The sequence below is a fragment of the Pigmentiphaga sp. YJ18 genome (assembly GCF_038066655.1).
Classification (GTDB): domain Bacteria; phylum Pseudomonadota; class Gammaproteobacteria; order Burkholderiales; family Burkholderiaceae_B; genus Pigmentiphaga.
Window position 1 is genome coordinate 442816 of record NZ_JBBUKU010000001.1, and the last position, 18501, is coordinate 461316.

Here is an 18501-nt window from a genome sequence, read left to right on the forward strand (position 1 = left end):
CGGCACGACATGAACGAAGCATCCTCCGTGCGCACCCTGCGGGGCCGGGTCTGGAAATTCGGCGACCAGGTCTGCGGCGACGACGGCATCATCGAATTCGCCGCGGTGCGGGACGGCTTCGGCAAGCCGTTCGACCTGGACGCGCTGCGCCAGATGTGCTTTCGCCAGTTGCGGCCCGAGTTCCCGTCGGAAGTCCGGCCGGGCGACATCGTGGTGGGCGGCAGGAACTTCGCGCATCACAACCACGTGGAAGTCAGCGTCGCCATCAAGGCCTCGGGCATCGCGGCGGTGCTGGTGGAGTCCTGCGAATCGGGCTTCATCCGGCGGGCGCTCAGCCAGGGGCTGCCGATACTGCTCGTTCCCGGCATCACGCGGGCCGTGGCCGATGGCGACGTGATCGGCGTCACGCCGGCCACCGGCGCGATCGAACTGGCCGATGGCCGCGTCATCCCGTCGCCGCCATTCTCGCCGCAGATGGTGCGGATCTGGGAAAACGGCGGCCTGATCAATGCCCTGGCGGGCGAATTCGCCGCGGCCCGGACCTAGGCGGGCTTTTGCAGGCGCGGATCGAACTGCACCGTCCGGCGCAGCGATTCGCGCTCGGCCATGCGGTCGGCCCAGGCCGACAGACGCGGCCGCGTGGTGCGCCATTGCAGGTCGGCGAAGCGGAAATCGGCATGGCCGACCCCGACCGCCACGCCCAGGTGGCCGATGTCGAACTCGCGGCGGTCCAGCTCATCCACCGTGGCTTCCAGCGCATCCAGCGTGGCCAGGGTCTTGGCGTGGTACGAAGACAGATGTGCCGGCGACTGGATGGCCGGGTCGCGCCCGCGCTCGTTGTTCCACAGGATCAGGATGTCGGTCAGTCCGTTGCCCAGCGCATGCCAGCGCAGCGCCTCCAGGCGCTGATCGAAACCCCGGGGGAACAAACGGCCCTTGCGGCTGTGGTGGTCCAGGTATTCGCAGATGACCAGCGAGTCGTACAGGGCCATGCCCTCGTCCGTCACCAGGGTGGGGATCTTGCCCAGCGGGTTGTCCCGCTCCACGTCGGCGTTCACGGTCGACAGCGAAACGGTGGACAACCGGGTCTGGATGGACGCGTCCAGGCCGGTCTCGATGGCCGCGGCCATGACCTTGCGCACGTAGGGCGAGCGGGTGGACCAATGCAGCTTCATGCGCGCTTTCCGTCGAAACATTCCATATGGCGGCCAGTATATCCACCCGGGCGTGCGCGAGCGTCCGCAAAGCAGCTGTGACGGCCGGGTGATAGCAGCGGACGGGCCGCGTCGCTATAGTCCATGGATGCCTAGGAACGCGCGCGCCCGGACGCGCCACAGGGGAGACAGATGGCCATCAGCTACGACCTCGTGCGGTCGGTCAGCGCCCAGCTCTACGAACGCGCGCTGAAGAAGATACCCGAGGACACCAAGGAAGCGCTGCGCGCGGCCGAGCGCGGCGAACACAACGAGGTCGCGCGCGGCACGCTGCGCATCATGCTGCAAAGCGCCGACGCCGCCGAGGCCCGCCAGCACTTCGTCTGTTCCGACTCCGGCGTGCCGGTGTATTTCGTCGGCATCGGCACCGGCGCCCGGCTGGAGGGCGACATCAAGCGCGCCTTCGCCGACGGCTTCGACGACCTGGTCGCCACCATCCAGCCGCCGCTGCTGGCCCACGTGACCAATCCGCTTACCAACGAGCGCGGCTACAAGGGCAAGGACATGCCCATCGTGACCTTCGACCTGATCGACGGCGCCGACTACGTGGACATCACCTGTTCGCCGAAGGCGCTGGGCTCGGGCCGCTGGGCCGCGCTGGAGATCTTCACCTTCCCCAGCCTGGAGACCATCGAGCGCTACGTGATGGAAGTCATTCTGAAAGCCGGATCGCAGCATTGCCCGCCCGTGGTGATCGGCGTGGGCATAGGCGGCACCTTCGACTATGCCGCCAAGCTGGCCAAGCAGGCGACGCTGCGGCCCATCGGCACGGTCAATCCCGAACCCACGCTGGCCGCGATGGAAGACCGCTTGAAGGAAGCCGCCAACGCGACGGGTTTCGGTCCCATGGGCACGGGCGGCGACAGCACGGCGATGGCCGTGCACGTGGACTACGCCTCGGGCCACGGCTTCACGCCGGTGGCGGTGTGCTTCAACTGCTGGATCAACCGGCGCACCCGCGCCCGCATCCATGATTCGGGCCGGGTGGAGATCATCGAATGACCCGCCGCCATGACGAGGACACGACATCGTGAGCACCGTACACGAACTTGAATTGCCGCTGAGCGAGGAGGCGGTCCGGTCGCTGCGCGTGGGCGACCAGGTCCGGCTGCATGGAGAGGTCGTGCTGTGCGCGGGCATGACCACGCATGAACGGCTGACCGCCCTGCTCGACCGTGGCGAGGCGCCGCCCATCGACCTGAAGGGTGCCGCGCTGCTGCACCTGGGCAGCTATAGCCGGGAGGTCGATGGCCGGTTCGAGGTGCTGTACCTGAACCCCACGACCAGTACGCGGTTCAACGGGTTCATGCCCGGGCTGATACGTGGGCTGGGACTGCGGGTGGCGGGGGGCAAGGGTGGACTGGACGCCCGCAGCGTCGAGGCGATGCGCGAGGAGGGGTGCGTCTACCTGTCGTTCCTGGGGGGTGGATGCACGCTGCTTTCCGAGGCGATACGGGAGGTGGTGGCGGTGCACTGGAACGATCTGGTGCACCACTACCGGCTGGTGAAGCTGCGAGTGGACGGGCTGGGCCCCGCCACGGTCGGGATCGATGCGCAGGGCAACAGCCTTTACGGCGATCTGGCGGAGACGGCTCGGGAGCGGTTGCCCGAGATCCTTGCCCGCCTGGATGAACGCCGTGGCCGGGCGAAGGAAGAAATCTGATGCCCCAGCCCCTTGAAGGACGCTACGCCGCGCCTCCGGCCAGCGCCTGGATCTGCGGCCAAGGATCGGGATGAATGCTCTTGAACGGCGCCCAGTTGACTTCCGTCATCCGTTGAAAGATCGCCTCCTGGGTGGACGCACGCGCCCGCACCCGCGTCCACCACCGCGACACGGCCGGCAGGCTCTCCCATAAGCCGGACAGCCCCAGCAATTCCAATCTGAGCATATAAGGGATCACGGCCGCCTCGGCATTGGACCAGGCCTCGCCGGCGATATAGGAGCCACCGTCCAGGCTCTTGTCGATGGCCGTCACCAGTTTCACCATGTCCTGTACCGCGCCGGTGACGAAGGCAGACGCGAGCCCATGCTGGACCACGTCGCGCTTGTACTCCGCACGGTTCCTGATGGGAGAACGCCCGAAACTCGCTTCCCGCTCCTCGGGCGGCTTGCTCAAGAGAGCGGGACGAAAGGCAATCGCGAACGTCAGCACGATGCAGGCGTTGTGGACATATTCGTCGACAAGCTTGTTGATCAGGTGGACCTTGACCTTACCCAGCGGATCGGCGGGCATCAGCGCCGGCTGGGGAAACACGTCGTCCAGGTAATAAAGCATGACCGTGGATTCGAGCACGACATGTCCATCGTGGACCAGCGTTGGGACGACCCCATTGGGATTCAGTTTCAGGTAGGCGGGATCGTACTGATCGCCGTTGAGTTTCAGCATATGGTCCTGCGCCTGCAACCCCTTCTCCGCCAGCGCCAGCCGGACCTTCTGTGCGCAGACGGAATTGATGGCGTGATACAGCTCAAGCATGGCGTCTCCTGGATGGCGGACCTATTCCGCCCGGATATTGAGGCTGCGCGCGATTGCGCCATACCGGTCATCGTCGGCCTTCACCAACCCGGCCAGCTCCGCCGGCGTCCCTCCCAGCACTTCCACCCCCTGCGCGGCGAAATCCTTCTTCACCTCGGGCAGCGCCAGCACGGCATTGACGGCCTGGTTGAGTTTGTCGCGCACGGCATCCGGCGTCCCCGTCGGCGCAAAGATGCCATACCAGGCATGGATCTCGACATTCGATACGCCCTGTTCCGTGGCGGTAGGCACTTCGGGCAGAAGGGAAGAACGCTTCTTCTCGGTGATTGCCAGCGGGACCAGATTGCCGTTCTTGATCTGTGGCAGCGCGGCTCCAAGCGCGGCGAACAAGAGAGACGTATCCCCGCGCATGGTGCCGACGATGGATGGCGCAACCCCGGGATAGGGCACGTGCAGCAGATCGACTCCGGCGGCGCGCTTGAACATCTCGCCCGCGAAATGCGTACCCGATCCGATGCCAGCGGATCCGTAGGTCAGCCCGGGCTTGCTGCGCGCCAAGTCGATCAGCGGCTTGAGCGAGGTCACTCCCAGCCGGGGACTCGCCACCAGGAGCATGGGAGTCGTCGCCGGAGCGATGACGGGCACCAGCGTTCCGAGGATGCCTTTCCTGTCACCGGCCTCCTTGGACAGGACATATGGCGCGATGACAGTCGTGATCGTCGTGAACAAGAGCGTTTGCCCATCGGGCGCGGCCCGCTCCACGGCCGCCAGGCCTATCATCGAACTGGCGCCGGGCTTGTTTTCGATAACCACGGCCTGGCCCAGGCGCTCCTGCAGCCGGCTCGCCAGGATTCGCGCCGCCAGGTCCGGGCCGCCCGCGGCCGGAAAAGGCACGATCAGCGTCACCGGACGATTGAAAACCACTTCCGCGCCGGCCAGCGGCAACGACGCCAGCAAGGCCGCCATTCCGCAAAGAAAACCCGGGAAACGTCGTCTCTTCATCGATCGCATTTCATCGCTCCTTTGTCGCGCCGGGTAGCGGTGCCGACCAAGCGTCATAGGTATAGACCCAGTCGGCGTTGCCGCCAACCTTCAACCACTTGTTGTCATACGACTGCTGCTGAACTTCGTCCGCTCGCGGCTTGCGCGCCTGTTGATAAGACGCCAGCGCGCCCTCCAGTCCGGCGCGCCCGGCAACCGACAACGCGCGCGCCAACACGACTGCGTCCTCGATCGCCATGGCCGCGCCCTGTGCCATGAAAGGCGGCATCGCGTGGCATGCATCGCCAAGCAGGACCACATTCCCACGCCACCATCGCGGCAGAGGATCGCGGTAATAGAGAGCCGTCTTGGTCACCTCGGTACATGCGTCGATGTATGCGCGCGCCTCCGGATGGAAGCCAGCGAAGGCCCGTCTGACCTCGTCGATGTCTCCTGGCGCGGTCCACGATTCGTGCCGCCAGTCGGATGCAGGCGTGGTGGCGAAGACGAAGATTTCTTCCCCGCGGGTCAACGGGAAAGTCGCCAATTGGATGTCTCGCGTCGGCCCCCACCATTTCACGAACGCGTCCAGGTCTGGCAGCAAAGGCGCGCGGGCGCGATCGAAGACCCCGCGGTGCGACACAATGCCGGTGTATTTCGCGCTCTCCGGGCCGAACAAGGCCGCTCGGGTGGCGGAGTGAATACCGTCGGCGCCTATCCATGCATCGAAGACGCCGCGCTGTCCGTTATCGAACGTCACCGCCACGGTGTTCCCGGCCTGCTCGACGCCTATCGCCTTGTGCCCGAGCCGAATCGAGTCGTCCGGAAGGCGCCCCAGCAATGCGTCGAGGAGGTCGGCACGATGCAACGTAAGCTGCGGTGCACCGTACTTGCGCACCGCCGTCTCAGCCAGTTCCAGGCGTGAGGTCTCTTCCCCTGAATCCCACACGCGGCTTATCCGGAAGGTGGGACGTGCCGCCGTCTCCAGCAAGGCGGGCAGTACGCCAAGACCGGTCAAGGCACGCACCGCGTTGGAAGTCAGGTTGATATCGGCGCCGACCCTGCGATACGCCTGAGCCTGCTCGAAAACCGTCGCTTCATGGCCCAGGCCGCGCAGCGCGATCGCCACCGACAGCCCTCCGACCCCACCTCCTGCAATTCCGACTTTCAACGCCATCGCTTTCATCCTCCGCCTCGAGCCCTCGACCCAGGCATCGATAGTAGGAATCCGGTTAGCGATTAGTAAAATGTATAATCTGCATGAACTTCATGAATGATATCGATCGAATGCGGCATGGCGTCCTGTACGGCGCCCGGCCACCCATGTCATGAGCGACTTCGACCTGCGCCGCGCCGATCTCAACCTCCTTGTGACGTTCGAGGCGCTGATGAACGAACGCCACGTCGGTCGAGCGGCCGACAAGCTCCACGTCAGCCAATCCGCCGTCAGCCATGCGCTCGGCCGGCTGCGCGAACTGTTCGACGATCCCCTGTTCATCCGCCATCCCCGCGGCATCGAACCCACCAAGCGAAGCCTGGCTCTGTCCCCTGCGATCAGCGACATCCTGCACCGCACCCGATCGCTGCTGGCGCCCGAGCAGCCATTCAGTCCCGAGCAATCACATCGCTTCATCATCGGCCAGACCGACGGATCCATTCCTATCCTCGTAACGCTGATGGAACGGCTGCGCGTTCAAGCGCCGAACATCGAACTGCATGCGCGCTGGGTGGATGCGGCAGGAGTCATCCCCGCGCTCGACCGTCAGGAAGTGGACCTGGCCTTCGCCGTCATGCCTCCCGCGCGGCTCCCGGCCCGAATTGCCAGGACAGCGCTACTGCAAACCCACCACGTCTGCATCGCGCGCCGCGACCATCCAGCCGTGCGCAAACCGCCGCGCAGCGTGGACGAATTCGCGGCCCTGCCCCATCTGGCCATTTCCCCGCACGGCGCGGCAATTAGCCGGGTGGATGGCTTGCTGTCCGACATCGGCGTGCGCCGCAATACGGTGCTGACCGTTCCACACTTTCTTGCCGCGCCGCTGATCGTGGCCAGGACGGATCTGGTCGCGGTCGTGGACGAGTCCATTTATCGTCTGTTCGCCGACCATAGGAAGCTGGGCATCATCGCCATTCCGGCCCCCCTGCAATCCATCTCCATCGACCTGTTGATGGCCTCGGCCCGCATCGACGATCCGGCTCTGAGTTGGTTGTGCGACGAGTGCGCGGCCGCGGCGCACAGCTACACGTAAGGAGCGGCGCGGGTCACGGCGCCGGTGGCTCCTGGCCAGGCTGGCGCTGAAGCATGGGCCGGTGAAAGATCTCGCCCAGCGCGGCATAGAAGGGCCCGCCCAGGCGGGCGATGGGGCGCATCGCGGCGCTGTTGACGCGACGGCCGTCGTAGATGTCGGGAGACAGGTGGAAGGCGACGACCTGGCCGATGTACAGGGTGTTGTAGCCCTCGCCCAGCGTAATGGCCTGGTCCAGGCGGCACTCCATCTGCACGGGGGTCGAGGCGATGCGGGGCGGCTGGACGTGGTGGCTGGGCAAGAGGGGGATGCCCAGGGCCTCGGGTTCGCTGATCTCGGGCGGGTACTCGGCGGCGCTGGCGTGCATGGTCTCCAGGTCGGCCTCGGTCGAGACGTTGACGACGAATTCGCCCGTTTCGACGATGTTGCGCGCGGTGTCCTTCAGGTCGCCGTCCAGCGTCGAGATGTTGACCGCCAGCATGGGCGGGCGGGTGGCGACGTAGTTGTAGGAGCTGAATGGCGCGGCGTTGACGCGGCCGTTGCGGTCCTGCGTGGTGATCCAGGCCACGGGGCGCGGCACCACGCAGCCGACGACGAGGCGATAGGCATCGGCCGGGTCCAGGCCCTGGCCGTCGACACGTATGAATTCCTTCATGTTCTCCGGTTCCGATTCATTTCGCCAGCATGTCCAGCGCGCCCAGCAGCTCGGTCATCGCCGTCTTGTCCTTCCGGGCGAAGGCGGTGACTTCGCTCGGCGTCATGTTGTCGATGCTGCCGTCCTGCTGCGCCAGAAAGCGCTGGTGTTCCGGCTCGGCGTTGATCGCCGTCAGCGCCGCGCTGAGTTTCTCGATGATAGCCGGGGGCGTGCCGCGCGGGGCGGCCAGGGCGTACCAGGTGGAGACTTCGTTCCAGTTCTTGACGCCGGCCTCGGCCATGGTGGGCACCTCGGGCAGCAGCGAGGACCGCTTGGCCCCGCTATAGGCGATGGCCTTGAGGCGGCCGTCCTTGACGAAGGGCAGCACGGGCGAGGCGCTCAGCATGCCCAGCTCGACCTGGCCGCCGATCAGGTCCTGCAGGGCCGGGGCGGCGCCCTTGTAGGGAACGTGGGTGATTTCTATGTTGGCGCGCCGGCGCAGCAGTTCGCCGGCCAGGTGGGTCGGGCCGCCGGTGCCGGCCGATGCGAAGTTGAGCTTGCCGGGCTGCTTGCGCGCGCGGTCGAGCAGGTCCTGCAGGGTGTTGATGCCGAGCTTGGCGTTGGCCACCAGGACCACGGGCTGGTTGGCGACCAGCCCGATCAGGTCGAAATCCTTCAGGCCGTCGTAGGTCGCGCGCTCGATCAGCGGACCGACCACCATGCCGGGCGAGGTGCCCATCAGCAAGGTGTAGCCGTCGGGCTTGGCCCGCGCCACGTAGCCGGTGCCGACCATGGCGCCGCTGCCGGCCTTGTTCTCGACCACCACCGGCTGGCCCAGGCGGTCCTTCAACCGGGACGCCAGCTCCCGGGCCAGGGTATCGGCGGGGCCGCCGGGCGCGTAGGGGTTGATCAGGGTGACCGGCCGGCTGGGGTAGCCGGACTGGGCGTGGGCGGCGGGCAGCAGCAGGGCCGTGGCCGCCAGGCCTCCGAGCAGGATGGCGAGTGCGCGTTTCAAGGTCGTCTCCATGGCTTATGGTTATCCGCCATCCGGCCGTATCCGGCCATGGCGCTGCGACCCACTATAGAAGCGCGCCCTTCCCCGTCCCAGGACCGGGGAAGGCAAAGCTGATATGTACGGCGGCGCAACCGCCGCCGCTACTCCGCCTGGATTCCCGCGTGCCGGATCTGCGCGCCCCATTCCTCGTGCTGGGCGCGCACGAAGCGCTGGAAATCGTCGCCGGCCAGGAAATCGGTCTCCATGCCCATGCCGCGCAGGCGCTCCTTGACCTCGGGCTTGTTCAGCGACAGTTTCAATTGCTCCTGCCACCACTGCACCACCGGTGCCGGCAGCCGCGCCGGCCCCGCCACGCCTATCCAGCCGGTCAGGTCCAGTCCGGACAGGCCGAGTTCGGCGGCAGTGGGGACATCGGGCAGGATGGTGGAACGCTTGTTGGACACCAGCGCGACGGCATTCAGGTTGTGCGCGCCGATCTGCGGCAGCACGGCGCCCAGGTCGGAGGAAACGAAATCGACGCGCCCGCCCAGCAGGTCGGTCACGGCCGCGGGCTGGCCCTTGTAGGGCACGCTCAGCACCTCCATGCCGGCGGCGCGGCTGAAGGCGGCCGAGGCCACCTGGCCGGTGCCCGATCCGTATCCGGTGGCCAGCGATTTCGGCTTGGCGCGGCCGGCGGCGATCAGGCTCTTGGCGTCGGCGTATCCGCCCGCGGCGCGGGTCACGACCACCACGTCGAAGCGCACCATGCGGGCCACCTGGGTGAAGTCCGCCAGCGCATCGTGCTTCTGGATGGCCTTGGACAGGAACGGGCCCGACGAACTGGTGGCGCTGGAGCTGGGCATCATGGTGTAGCCGTCGGGAGCGGCGCGCGCCACCGCGTCCACGCCCAGCGCCCCCAGCGCCCCGGCCCGGTTCTCGACGACGATCACGGCGCCCGTGCGGGCGCGTATGTCGTCGGTCACGATGCGCGACACGTTGTCGATGGAGCTGCCGGCCGGAAAGCCGATCACGAAGCGCACGGTCCTGCCCGCCTCGGGATAGCCCTGGGCATGCGCCGGCATTCCCGCTTGCAGGGCGGCCGCCGCCAGGCCCAGCACGATCACCTTCCGCATAGAAGTCTCCTCTTTCCTTGTCGTGGTTGTCGTCAGCGCGGCACGGACCAGGTCCGGCCGCCCAGCACTTCTTCGGTGTGTTCGCCCAGGCCCGGCGCGTGCCGGCGCACGTCGCCCGGGGTCGCGCCGAAATGCACGGGAATGCCGGCCTGGCGCAGGCGGCCTTCGGTGGGGTGTTCGCATTCTCGCCAGAAACCCAGCGCCGCCAGGTGCGGGTCGGCCAGCAGGTCGTCGAAGCTGTGCACGGGCGCGAACGGGATGTCGGCGGTCTCCAGCGCCTCCAGCCATTGCGCGGTGGTGCGCGCGCGCAGGGTGTCCTCGACGTAGCGGTACAGTTCGGGGAAATGCCGGCTGCGGTCGCGGGCCGTGCAATAGCGCGGGTCGTCCGCCATGCCCGGATCGCCGGCCAGCGCGAAGAAACGCCGCCATTGGGCGTCGGTGTAGGGCACCACGCTCAGGTAGCCGTCGCGGGTGGCGAAGGGCCGGCGGTATTCGTTCAGCAGCCGGGCATAGCCGGCCTCGCCCTCGGCCGGCACGAAACTGCGGCCGGCCAGGTGTTCCGGCGCCAGGAAGGCCACCATGCATTCGAACATGGGCACTTCTATGGACTGCCCGGCGCCGGTGCGCTCGCGCGCGTACAAGGCGCAGGCGATGGCGTTCGAGACGTACAGCGCGACGGTCTTGTCGGCCACGACCGAGTTCACGTAGCGCGGCGCCTCGGCTCCGGCCGCCCCTTGCAGCCAGGCCAGGCCGGAGGCCGCCTGTATCGTATCGTCGATGGCCGGCCGGCCCGCGTAGGGGCCGCGCTCGGAATAGCCATAGCAGACGCAATGGATGAGCCGGGGAAAGCGCGGCGCCAGCGATTCGTGGTCCAGCCCCAGGCGCCGCAGCGCCGGCGCGCGCATGTTGGAGACGAACACGTCGGCGCCGGCGATCAGTTCCAGCAGCGCTTCGAGGCCCCGCGGCGTCTTGGCGTCGAGCACCACGCTGCGTTTGTTGCGGTTCAGGTTCAGGTGGGCATGGCTCATGCCGGCATGGCGTTGCGGCGTGACGTGGCGGAACACGTCGCCCGCCGGCGGCTCGACCTTGATCACGTCGGCGCCCATGTCCCCCAGCATCTGCGTCGCCATGGGCCCCATGCCGACCGTGCTCATGTCCAGGATGCGCACCCCGTCCAGCGGACCGGCCATGTTCATTCCCCTCCCAGCAGCCGGCGCGCCAGCCGCAGGTGCGGCCGGTCGATCATCTTGCCGTCCAGGTTCAGCGTGCCGGCGCCGGGATGGGCGTCGAACGCCCGGACCACCGCCCGCGCCCACCGCAGCTGAGCCTCGTCGGGCGTCAGCAGCCGGTTGATCGGCTCCACGTGGCGGGGGTGGATGGCCAGCTTGGCGACGAAGCCGTCGCGTACCGCCTCGCGCGTTTCTCCCTCCAGGATGTCGGGCGCGTCCAGGTCCACGCACACGGTGTCCACCGCGCGCACGCCGGCGGCGGCCGCGGCCGCCAGGCACAGGGAACGCGCCAGCCGGAACGGCTCGGTGTAGCGGCCGGCCTCGCGGTTGCCCCGCGCGCCCAGGTCCGCGGCCAGGTCCTCCGCGCCCCACGACAGCCCCCACAGCCGCGGCGTGGCGCCGGCGTAGTCGTGCAGGCCGAACAGCGAACGCGCGGTCTCGGTAACGATGGCCAGGATGCGGATGCCGCCTTCGGGCAGGCCGGCCATGGCCTCGCAGGCATCCAGGTAGTGGGCCGCCCGTTCCAGGTCGGCGCGCCGGGCGCACTTGGGCAGCACGATGCCGAATGGCCGCCCGGGCACGACGGCGGCCAGGTCGGCCAGCGCCTCGCCGCTGTCCAGCGCATTGGTGCGCACCCACACCTGCTTGCCGGCCGGCGCCTGGCCGAGCATGGCGCGCACGGCATCGCGCGCCGCCGCCTTGCGGTCGGGCGCGACCGAGTCTTCCAGGTCGAGGATCAGCGCGTCGGCGACGCTGGCCGCGGCCTTGTCGAACTTGCGCGGCGCATCGCCCGGAACGAACAGCATCGAGCGGACCATGGCGGTCTCCTCTAGGCCGGAGCCTTGTGCATCAGGGCCGAGCGCTTGCAGCGGGCGACGATGTCGTCGTCCTGGTTCAGCGCGAGGTGTTCGAACTCGACGATGCCGGCGTTGGGGCGCGAACGGCTTTCGCGCACCGACAGCACGCGGGTGCGCACGTGCAGCGTGTCGCCGGCGAACACCGGCTTGGGAAAGGCGACCTCGCTCATGCCCAGGTTGGCCACCGTGGTGCCCAGCGTGGTGTCGTTCACCGTCATCCCTATCATCAGCCCCAGCGTGAAGAGGCTGTTCACCAGCGGACGCTTGAATTCGGTCCGGGCCGCGAAGTGCGCATCGATGTGCAGCGGCTGCACGTTCATGGTCAGGGAGCTGAACAGCACGTTGTCCATTTCCGTGACCGTGCGGGTCCAGTCGTGGGCGAACTCCTGCCCGGGGGAGAACTGCTCGAAATACAGTCCGGCCATCGTCGTCTCCTGGTCGTCGTTCTTGTTTATGAATAAAAGTTTATATACTTGAACATCAATATTCAAGCCTGGCCGGGCGCAGGCGCCGGAAAGTGGCACCCTCGCGTTCATGCCTATAGACTTTTGCCCATGAATACGAACGACGTGAAAAGCGCCAAGCGGGTGCTGACCATCCTGCAATATTTCGCCCAGACCCGGGCGCCGGCCTCGCTCACGCAGATCTCGGCGGCGCTGGGCTTTCCCAAGTCCAGTTGCCTGGCGCTGCTGGATACCCTGGAAGGGGAAGGCTACGCCCACCAGACGGGCGGCCGCTACTACCTGACGCGCCGGTGGTTCAACGAAGCGCGCGCCATCGCCGAGCACGACCAGCTGGCCGCCCGCATCCGGCCGGTGCTGGAAGACCTGCGCGACAAGCTGCGCGAGACACTGATCCTGGCCCAGCGCTCGGGCAGCCAGGCGCTCTACCTGGACGTGGCCGAACCCGAGCGCATCGTCCGCTTCACCGCCCGCACCGGTGAACTCAAGCCGCTACACGCCGCCGCGTCGGGGCGCGCGCTGCTGGCCGCCATGGCGCCGGCCGAGCGCGAGGCGCTGCTCGCGCGCATGCCGCTGCCGCGCTTCACCGACCAGACGCCGACGACACGGGACGCGCTGGAAAAAATGCTGGAAGAAGGAGACCGGCGGGGCTATCACGTGAACCTGGGCGAGCACCAGGCGGACACCTTGTCGGTGGCCGCCCCGGTCGTCCTGTACGGCACGCCCTATGCGCTGACCGTGGGGGCGCCGCTGGAACGCGCGAAGCCGCGCGTGCGGGAGATCGGCGGGATGCTGGTGGAAGCGGCGGCCAGGCTGGCCGCCGAGGTCGACCGCGCCGACGCGGCGCCGGCCTGACGCCGGCGGCCGGGCCGGCCCCTACGGCGCCTCGTTCTCGTCCAGGCGCAGCGAGCGGGCCAGCTCGTTGATCCGCTCCTTGGTCTCTTCGACCAGCGTGCCGATCTCGCTGGCAGACGTGGACGAACGCATGGCGAGCTTGCGCACTTCGTCGGCCACCACCGCGAATCCGCGCCCGGCGTCGCCCGCGCGGGCCGCCTCGATGGCCGCGTTCAGCGACAGCAGGTTGGTCTGGGCGGCGATCTCGTTGATGACCGCGACGATCTGGCCGATCTGCTCACTGGAGGCCAGCACGGAATTCATGGCGCTGTGCGTGGTCTCGCGTTCCGTGTGCTCGGCCTGCACGTTCTTCAGGAAGGCGGTGTAGGCGATCTTGCCTTCGAGCCGTATCTTCGACAGCGACAAGAGGCCCCATATGCGCGTGCCGTCCTTGCGCTCGATGGGCACCTCGCGGCTGGTGCCCACGATCTTGTCCTGGCCCGTCTCGCGGTTGGCCTCGACCAGCCGGTCGTGGCCGGCCTGGATGGCGTGGGGCACCAGCATCTTGACGTTCCTGCCCAGGACCTCGTCGCGGCCGTAGCCCCACAGCCGCTCGGCGGCGGCGTTGAAGAAGGTGACGTTGTTCTGCTCGTCGATGGTGACCACCGCGTCCAGCGCCTGCTCCAGCGTCTGGTTCATCATCTCGCGCGCGTTGTGCTCGCCCGTGATGTCCTTGACGAAGGCCGTGTAGGTGATGCGGTCGCCCACCTTCACGCGCGACAGCGACAGACAGGCCCACACCTTGGCCCCGTCCTTGCGTTCGAGCCGCACGTCGCGGCTGGTGCCCACGATCTTGTCCACGCCGGTGCTGCGGTTGGCGTTCACGTAGCTGTCGTGCACGGCCTGGATGGCCTGCGGCACCAGCATCTTCACGTTGCGCCCGATCACCTCGGACCGCTCGTAGCCCCACAGCCGTTCGGCGGCCGAGTTGAAGAACGTGACGTTGTTCTCGCCGTCGATGGAGACCACGGCATCGATGGCCTGCTCCAGCGTCTGGTTGATGACCTCGCGCACCGCGCGCTCGCGCGAGATGTCCTTGACGAACGCGGTGTACAGAATGCGGCCGCCGACCCGGATCTTGGACAGGGACAGCGCGCCCCAGACCTGGGAGCCGTCCTTGCGTTCGACCTGCACCTCGCGGCTGGTGCCCACGATCTTGTCCTGGCCCGTTTCGCGGTTGGCCTCGACCAGCCGGTCATGGTCGGCCTGGAGGCCGCGGGGCACCAGCATCTTCACGTTGCGGCCGATCACTTCCGAGCGGTCGTAGCCCCAGAAACGCTCGGCGGCGGCGTTGAAGAAGGTAACGTTGTTCTTCTCGTCGATGGACACCACCGCGTCCAGCGCCTGCTCCAGCGTCTGGTTGATGGTCTCGCGTTCCTCGTGCTGCGCGGTGATGTCGCGCACGAAGGCGGTATAGGTGATGTGCCGGCCGATGTTGACCCGCGACAGCGACAGGCTGACCCAGACCTTGCGGCCGTCCTTGCGGTCGATCTGCACCTTGCGGCTGGTGCCGACGATCTTGTTCTGTCCGGTCTCGCGGTGGGCGTCGACGTAGCCGTCGTGCGCGGCCTGGATGGCCTGCGGCACCAGCATCTTCACGTTGCGCCCGATCACCTCGGACCGCTCGTAGCCCCACAGCCGCTCCGCCGCGGCGTTGTAGAAGGTCACGTTGTTGTGCTGGTCGATGCTGACCACCGCGTCGACGGCCTGCTCCAGCACCTGGGTGGAACGATCCGAACGGAATTCCAATACGCGCGCCAAGCGACTTGCGGTTCCCGACATGCCGACCTCCTTTGAATAACAGGATCTCGGCGCGCGCCCCGGGGAATGGATCAGGGACAACCCTGAGCATGCACAACTTCGGCCATCACGAGTCTTCTTGACGTGAAAGCCGCCCCGCCGGCGTCAATCCAGGCGGATGCCGAACTCGGCGACGATCGCGCCCGCCCGCGTGTAGTCCTCGCGCGTGCGGCGCGTGAAGTCTTGCGCCGAGCCCCCCACCGGCACTTCCCACTGCGCGCGGAACTCCTTCTGCACGTCGGGTTCGGCCAGGATGGCCGCCACCTCGCGGTTGAGCCGCGCGACCACCGGAGCGGGCGTGCCGGCGGGCGCCAGCATGCCGTACCAGGTCGTCACGTCCAGCCCCTTCACGCCCTGCTCCTCCAGCGTCGGCACCTGGGGCAGCAGCGTGGAGCGGGTGGGCTGCACGACGCCCAGCGCCACCATCTTGCCGGCCTGGACATGGGGCCAGAGCGAACCGGGCACGCCATAGATCAGGTCGATGTGGCCGCCCAGCAGGTCGGTGATGGCGGGCGCCGTGCCCTTGTAGGGCACGTGGGTGATCGACACGCCCGCCGCGCGGTTGAACAGTTCCCCGGCGATGTGCATGGGCGAACCGCTGCCCGGGCTGCCGTAGCTCAGGCCCGGGCGCTTCTTCGCCAGCGCGACCAGCCCCGCCGCGTCCGATACACCCAGGCCCGGCCGCGCGGCCAGCAGCAGCATGCCCTGCGACAGCTGGATGACCGGCGCGAAGGCGCGCACCACGTCCGGCGTGGAGGCCTTGGGCAGCAGGTGGGCCGCCAGAAACAGGGTATTCGGCGCCACCAGCAGCGTGTAGCCGTCGGGCGCGGCCTTGGCGACGTGGCTGGCGCCGATCATGCCGCTGGCGCCCGGCAGGTTCTCGACCACGAAGGGCTGCCCCAGCCGCTTGGCCAGGCGCTGGGCCACCAGCCTGGCCAGCACGTCGGTGCCGGCGCCGGGCGGATAGCCGACCACGATGGTCACGGGCCGCGCGGGGTAGCCGGCGTCAGGCGCGGGCTGGGCCTGCGCGAGGGAACAACAGGACAGCAACAGGCAGATCAGGATTCTCACGGCGCTCTCCTGGCCGCACGAAGGCGGCCGGCTTCGGGGTTCAGGCGGGTTCCAGCATCCGGTCCAGCGCGGGCGCGCGGCGGGCCAGGATGTCCTGCTGCATCTCGTGGGCATAGTCCTGCTTGGCCGCCCACTCCGCGCCTTCGTCCGGCAGGCTGGGGGCGGGCCGCGTCAGGGCATAGCCATAGGTCGGGCACACGCCCTCGCCTTCGGCGCGCATGCCCTTGGGCCGCTCGCCGGCCTGCACGGCGCGGATGCCCGCCCGCAACTGGCGGCGGAACAGGGCGATGCCGGCATCGGCGGCGGTCAGGTTCTCGTTGGCCTGGATCGCCATCCTGCCCTGCGCGACCCAGGCGTCCCAGTCGCCCGGATTGCGGTGCCGTTCCTCGTAGCTGCGCTCGCCCGTCTGGCCGAAGGTGATCGTGGCCAGGTAGTCGGCGCGCGCCTTCTCGCTCCATTTGGGCGACAAATGCAGCCATCCCATGTGCATCGCGTTGAAATCGTCGTTGGGCACGATCCAGGTCGACAGACCCAGGCCGTGGCTGGAAGGCAGCTGGCGCCGGTAGCGCAGCTCGATCGCCTGCCGCCTGCCCGGCTCGCCGGCCATGTTCTCGGGAATGGCGTCCCCCAGGCGGATGCCGTCGGGCACGCGGGCGATGTTGGGCAGGATCAGCTCGTTGACGCGGCAGTAGTACAGGTCGTGCACGCGCCGCACGCTGGTGGTGATCTGCCCGATGGGCGTCTCGCAGGCCTGGATGACGGGTAGATCGTAGGCGTAGTCGCCGAATTGCTGCACGTCGAACATCGAATGCAGGAAGGTCAGATGGATGGGATCCTGCGTGTTCTCGCGCAATTGCACCCAGTTGCAGGGGTTATGCCAACAGAATGGCAGATATTCTTCCTCGTCGTTGTGCATGAAGTCGTAGTCGGGAAACGGCGGCCGCTGGTCGGGCGGCCCCATGTACGCGAACACCAGCCCGCGGAACTCCCGCACCGGATAGGCGCCATGGTACATGCGGGACGCCAGCGAGCCGGGCACCTTCTCGCCCGGCACGTCCAGCAGCGCGCCATCCACGCCGTAGTGCCAGCCATGGTAGGCGCAGCGCAGCCCATGGTCCACGATCAGCGCGAACTCCAGCGAGGTGCGGCGGTGGCTGCAATGGCGCTCCAGCAGGCCGAGATCGCCGGAGCGGTCGCGGAACACCACCAGCTCCTCGCCCAGGATGGTAATGGGCACGGGCAGGTCCTTGATGTCGGCGGCCAGCGCCACCGGCTGCCAGAAGCGGCGCAGGTACTCGCCGGCGGGCGTGCCGCGGCCGACCTCGGCCAGCTCGCGGTCGGGCGTCGTGGAGGGCCGGCGATCGTAGCCGCCGTAGGGTCGGGTTGCGTTGCGGACATCCTGCGCCATCTCGGGCCTCGTCGGTGTGGGGATCAGCGCATTGTCCCGGCCGGCCCGCGGCCGGGGAAGCCGGCCACGGTCAATACAGTTGTAGGTAAATACGATGCAATCGAACGCGCAGCGCTAGGTGTGGCGATAGAGCCATGGCACACTCGACCCGTTCCGTCCGGCCTCCGGGATCGCGCCATGGACCATTACAAACAGCTCGAATCCTTCGTTTCCGTGGCGCTGCACGGCAGCTTTTCCGCCGCGGCCCGCAGCGAAGGCGTGGCGCCCAACGTGATGCGCGAACGCATCGACGCGCTGGAGCAGCGCCTGGCCGCCCGGCTGGTGCATCGCAGCCCGCGCGGACTGTCGCTGACCGAAGCCGGCGCCGGCTTCCTGGACGCCGCGCGCGCCCTGCTCGCCAACCTGGAACAGGCCGAGGCGGCCGTCTCGGCACGCGCCTCGGGCGCGCACGGGCACCTGCGCGTGACCGCGCCCGCGGGCTTCGGGCGGCGCCACATCGCGCCGCTGATCCCGGCGCTGGTGGCGCGCCACCCCTCGCTCGACATCACGCTGGACCTGCACGACCACTACGCCAGCCTGCCCACCGGCGACTTCGATTGCGCGTTCTTCATCGGCGATCCGCCCGACAGCAGCCAGGTCGCCATTCCGCTGGGCGGGACGCGGCGCGTGGTGGTCGGCAGTCCCGCCTACCTGGAGCGCGCGGGCATACCGGCGCGCCCCGCCGACCTTGCCCGCCACAACTGCCTGTGCTTCCACGGCGAAAGCCAGATGCAGGCCCGGCATTGGCAGTTCCGCGTGGATGGGCGCCTGCTGCAGCAGCCGGTGTCCGGCACGCTGCGCTGCTCGGACGGCTCGACGCTGCACCAATGGGCGCTGGCCGGCATGGGCCTGGCCTGGCGCGCGCTGTGGGAGGTCGAGGACGACCTGCGCCACGGCCGGCTGCGCTCGGTGCTGGACGACTACGCGGTCGCGACCGTGGGCATCTACGCGGTGGTACCCCAGCGCCGGCACATGCCGTCGCGGGTGCGGGTGTTCATCGACCACCTGCGGCAGGCCTACGGCGATCCGGGCTATCCGTCGGCGCCGGCGGCCCGGCTGTAGT

The 18501-nt window shown here is 68.1% G+C and carries 19 protein-coding genes; 6 read left to right on the plus strand and 13 right to left on the minus strand.

Going from position 1 to position 18501, the window contains the following annotated elements:
• The first annotated feature begins 9 nt into the window (after positions 1-9).
• Positions 10-546 (plus strand): hypothetical protein, encoded by a 537-nt coding sequence (locus tag WKR98_RS02195; RefSeq protein ID WP_341431906.1) that lies wholly within the window; start codon positions 10-12, stop codon positions 544-546.
• Here the strand turns inward: WKR98_RS02195 and WKR98_RS02200 are convergent.
• Positions 543-1175: a glutathione S-transferase family protein gene (locus tag WKR98_RS02200; protein ID WP_341431907.1), complete on the minus strand. Its 633-nt coding sequence runs from the start codon at positions 1173-1175 to the stop codon at positions 543-545. The genes WKR98_RS02195 and WKR98_RS02200 overlap by 4 nt on opposite strands.
• 171 nt (positions 1176-1346) lie before the next feature.
• On the opposite strand from WKR98_RS02200, the gene WKR98_RS02205 reads away from it, so the two are divergent.
• Entirely contained in the window at positions 1347-2216 is an 870-nt protein-coding gene (locus tag WKR98_RS02205) for a fumarate hydratase (protein ID WP_341431908.1), read from the plus strand.
• A 28-nt stretch (positions 2217-2244) separates the two neighbouring features.
• Entirely contained in the window at positions 2245-2877 is a 633-nt protein-coding gene (locus WKR98_RS02210; protein ID WP_341431909.1) for a fumarate hydratase C-terminal domain-containing protein, read from the plus strand.
• A 22-nt stretch (positions 2878-2899) separates the two neighbouring features.
• Here WKR98_RS02210 and WKR98_RS02215 read toward each other — a convergent pair whose 3' ends face one another.
• The 3 genes from WKR98_RS02215 to WKR98_RS02225 are packed head-to-tail and all read right to left on the minus strand — an operon-like array spanning position 2900 to position 5849.
• Positions 2900-3691, minus strand: a complete 792-nt coding sequence (locus WKR98_RS02215; protein WP_341431910.1) for a glutathione S-transferase family protein — start codon at positions 3689-3691, stop codon at positions 2900-2902.
• A 21-nt stretch (positions 3692-3712) separates the two neighbouring features.
• Entirely contained in the window at positions 3713-4750 is a 1038-nt protein-coding gene (locus WKR98_RS02220) for a Bug family tripartite tricarboxylate transporter substrate binding protein (protein WP_341431911.1), read from the minus strand.
• Positions 4704-5849 (minus strand): FAD-dependent monooxygenase, encoded by a 1146-nt coding sequence (locus WKR98_RS02225; protein WP_341431912.1) that lies wholly within the window; start codon positions 5847-5849, stop codon positions 4704-4706. Before WKR98_RS02225 ends, WKR98_RS02220 begins: the two co-directional genes overlap by 47 nt.
• 151 nt (positions 5850-6000) lie before the next feature.
• Between WKR98_RS02225 and WKR98_RS02230 the strand changes: the two genes are divergently transcribed.
• Positions 6001-6921, plus strand: coding sequence for a LysR family transcriptional regulator (locus WKR98_RS02230; RefSeq protein WP_341431913.1), 921 nt, complete (start codon positions 6001-6003; stop codon positions 6919-6921).
• 13 nt (positions 6922-6934) lie between these two features.
• Here WKR98_RS02230 and WKR98_RS02235 read toward each other — a convergent pair whose 3' ends face one another.
• The 6 genes from WKR98_RS02235 to WKR98_RS02260 all read right to left on the minus strand — a co-directional run bounded on the left by WKR98_RS02235 (position 6935) and on the right by WKR98_RS02260 (position 12301).
• Complete coding sequence (locus WKR98_RS02235) at positions 6935-7573, minus strand: flavin reductase family protein (RefSeq protein WP_341431914.1); 639 nt, start codon at positions 7571-7573, stop codon at positions 6935-6937.
• Positions 7574-7589: 16 nt separating this feature from the next.
• On the minus strand, positions 7590-8567 hold the full coding sequence (locus WKR98_RS02240) for a tripartite tricarboxylate transporter substrate binding protein (RefSeq protein ID WP_238160210.1): 978 nt from the start codon (positions 8565-8567) through the stop codon (positions 7590-7592).
• A 140-nt stretch (positions 8568-8707) separates the two neighbouring features.
• A complete protein-coding gene (locus WKR98_RS02245; protein ID WP_161567977.1) occupies positions 8708-9679 on the minus strand; it encodes a Bug family tripartite tricarboxylate transporter substrate binding protein in 972 nt (323 codons plus the stop codon).
• Between the two features lie 32 nt (positions 9680-9711).
• The gene (locus WKR98_RS02250) at positions 9712-10869 is read right to left on the minus strand and encodes a CaiB/BaiF CoA transferase family protein (protein ID WP_341431915.1); all 1158 of its coding nucleotides are present in this window, start codon (positions 10867-10869) and stop codon (positions 9712-9714) included.
• 2 nt (positions 10870-10871) lie between these two features.
• On the minus strand, positions 10872-11726 hold the full coding sequence (locus WKR98_RS02255) for an HpcH/HpaI aldolase/citrate lyase family protein (RefSeq protein WP_341431916.1): 855 nt from the start codon (positions 11724-11726) through the stop codon (positions 10872-10874).
• 11 nt (positions 11727-11737) lie between these two features.
• A complete protein-coding gene (locus tag WKR98_RS02260; protein ID WP_341431917.1) occupies positions 11738-12301 on the minus strand; it encodes a MaoC family dehydratase in 564 nt (187 codons plus the stop codon).
• 18 nt (positions 12302-12319) lie between these two features.
• Here WKR98_RS02260 and WKR98_RS02265 point away from each other — a divergent pair, with 18 nt between their 5' ends.
• Positions 12320-13081: an IclR family transcriptional regulator gene (locus tag WKR98_RS02265; protein WP_124691679.1), complete on the plus strand. Its 762-nt coding sequence runs from the start codon at positions 12320-12322 to the stop codon at positions 13079-13081.
• Positions 13082-13102: 21 nt separating this feature from the next.
• Here WKR98_RS02265 and WKR98_RS02270 read toward each other — a convergent pair whose 3' ends face one another.
• The 3 genes from WKR98_RS02270 to WKR98_RS02280 form a co-directional block, all read right to left on the minus strand.
• Complete coding sequence (locus WKR98_RS02270; RefSeq protein WP_341431918.1) at positions 13103-14902, minus strand: PAS domain S-box protein; 1800 nt, start codon at positions 14900-14902, stop codon at positions 13103-13105.
• 123 nt (positions 14903-15025) lie between these two features.
• A complete protein-coding gene (locus WKR98_RS02275; protein WP_161567978.1) occupies positions 15026-15991 on the minus strand; it encodes a Bug family tripartite tricarboxylate transporter substrate binding protein in 966 nt (321 codons plus the stop codon).
• Between the two features lie 40 nt (positions 15992-16031).
• Positions 16032-17399 (minus strand): Rieske 2Fe-2S domain-containing protein, encoded by a 1368-nt coding sequence (locus tag WKR98_RS02280; protein WP_124691682.1) that lies wholly within the window; start codon positions 17397-17399, stop codon positions 16032-16034.
• A 177-nt stretch (positions 17400-17576) separates the two neighbouring features.
• Between WKR98_RS02280 and WKR98_RS02285 the strand changes: the two genes are divergently transcribed.
• The gene (locus WKR98_RS02285) at positions 17577-18500 is read left to right on the plus strand and encodes a LysR family transcriptional regulator (RefSeq protein ID WP_341431920.1); all 924 of its coding nucleotides are present in this window, start codon (positions 17577-17579) and stop codon (positions 18498-18500) included.
• Position 18501 lies beyond the last annotated feature (1 nt).

What these genes read in the sequence shown, in the direction of transcription:
- WKR98_RS02225 (WP_341431912.1), bottom strand. Translation starts at nt 5,849, where the DNA reads ATGGCGTTGAAAGTCGGAATTGCAGGAGGTGGGGTCGGAGGGCTGTCG.
- WKR98_RS02205 (WP_341431908.1), top strand. Translation starts at nt 1,347, where the DNA reads ATGGCCATCAGCTACGACCTCGTGCGGTCGGTCAGCGCCCAGCTCTAC.
- WKR98_RS02260 (WP_341431917.1), bottom strand. Translation starts at nt 12,301, where the DNA reads ATGAACGCGAGGGTGCCACTTTCCGGCGCCTGCGCCCGGCCAGGCTTG.
- WKR98_RS02250 (WP_341431915.1), bottom strand. Translation starts at nt 10,869, where the DNA reads ATGGCCGGTCCGCTGGACGGGGTGCGCATCCTGGACATGAGCACGGTC.
- WKR98_RS02280 (WP_124691682.1), bottom strand. Translation starts at nt 17,399, where the DNA reads ATGGCGCAGGATGTCCGCAACGCAACCCGACCCTACGGCGGCTACGAT.
- WKR98_RS02235 (WP_341431914.1), bottom strand. Translation starts at nt 7,573, where the DNA reads ATGAAGGAATTCATACGTGTCGACGGCCAGGGCCTGGACCCGGCCGAT.
- WKR98_RS02215 (WP_341431910.1), bottom strand. Translation starts at nt 3,691, where the DNA reads ATGCTTGAGCTGTATCACGCCATCAATTCCGTCTGCGCACAGAAGGTC.
- WKR98_RS02270 (WP_341431918.1), bottom strand. Translation starts at nt 14,902, where the DNA reads ATGTCGGGAACCGCAAGTCGCTTGGCGCGCGTATTGGAATTCCGTTCG.
- WKR98_RS02245 (WP_161567977.1), bottom strand. Translation starts at nt 9,679, where the DNA reads ATGCGGAAGGTGATCGTGCTGGGCCTGGCGGCGGCCGCCCTGCAAGCG.
- WKR98_RS02195 (WP_341431906.1), top strand. Translation starts at nt 10, where the DNA reads ATGAACGAAGCATCCTCCGTGCGCACCCTGCGGGGCCGGGTCTGGAAA.
- WKR98_RS02265 (WP_124691679.1), top strand. Translation starts at nt 12,320, where the DNA reads ATGAATACGAACGACGTGAAAAGCGCCAAGCGGGTGCTGACCATCCTG.
- WKR98_RS02220 (WP_341431911.1), bottom strand. Translation starts at nt 4,750, where the DNA reads ATGACGCTTGGTCGGCACCGCTACCCGGCGCGACAAAGGAGCGATGAA.
- WKR98_RS02230 (WP_341431913.1), top strand. Translation starts at nt 6,001, where the DNA reads ATGAGCGACTTCGACCTGCGCCGCGCCGATCTCAACCTCCTTGTGACG.
- WKR98_RS02285 (WP_341431920.1), top strand. Translation starts at nt 17,577, where the DNA reads ATGGACCATTACAAACAGCTCGAATCCTTCGTTTCCGTGGCGCTGCAC.
- WKR98_RS02255 (WP_341431916.1), bottom strand. Translation starts at nt 11,726, where the DNA reads ATGGTCCGCTCGATGCTGTTCGTTCCGGGCGATGCGCCGCGCAAGTTC.
- WKR98_RS02200 (WP_341431907.1), bottom strand. Translation starts at nt 1,175, where the DNA reads ATGAAGCTGCATTGGTCCACCCGCTCGCCCTACGTGCGCAAGGTCATG.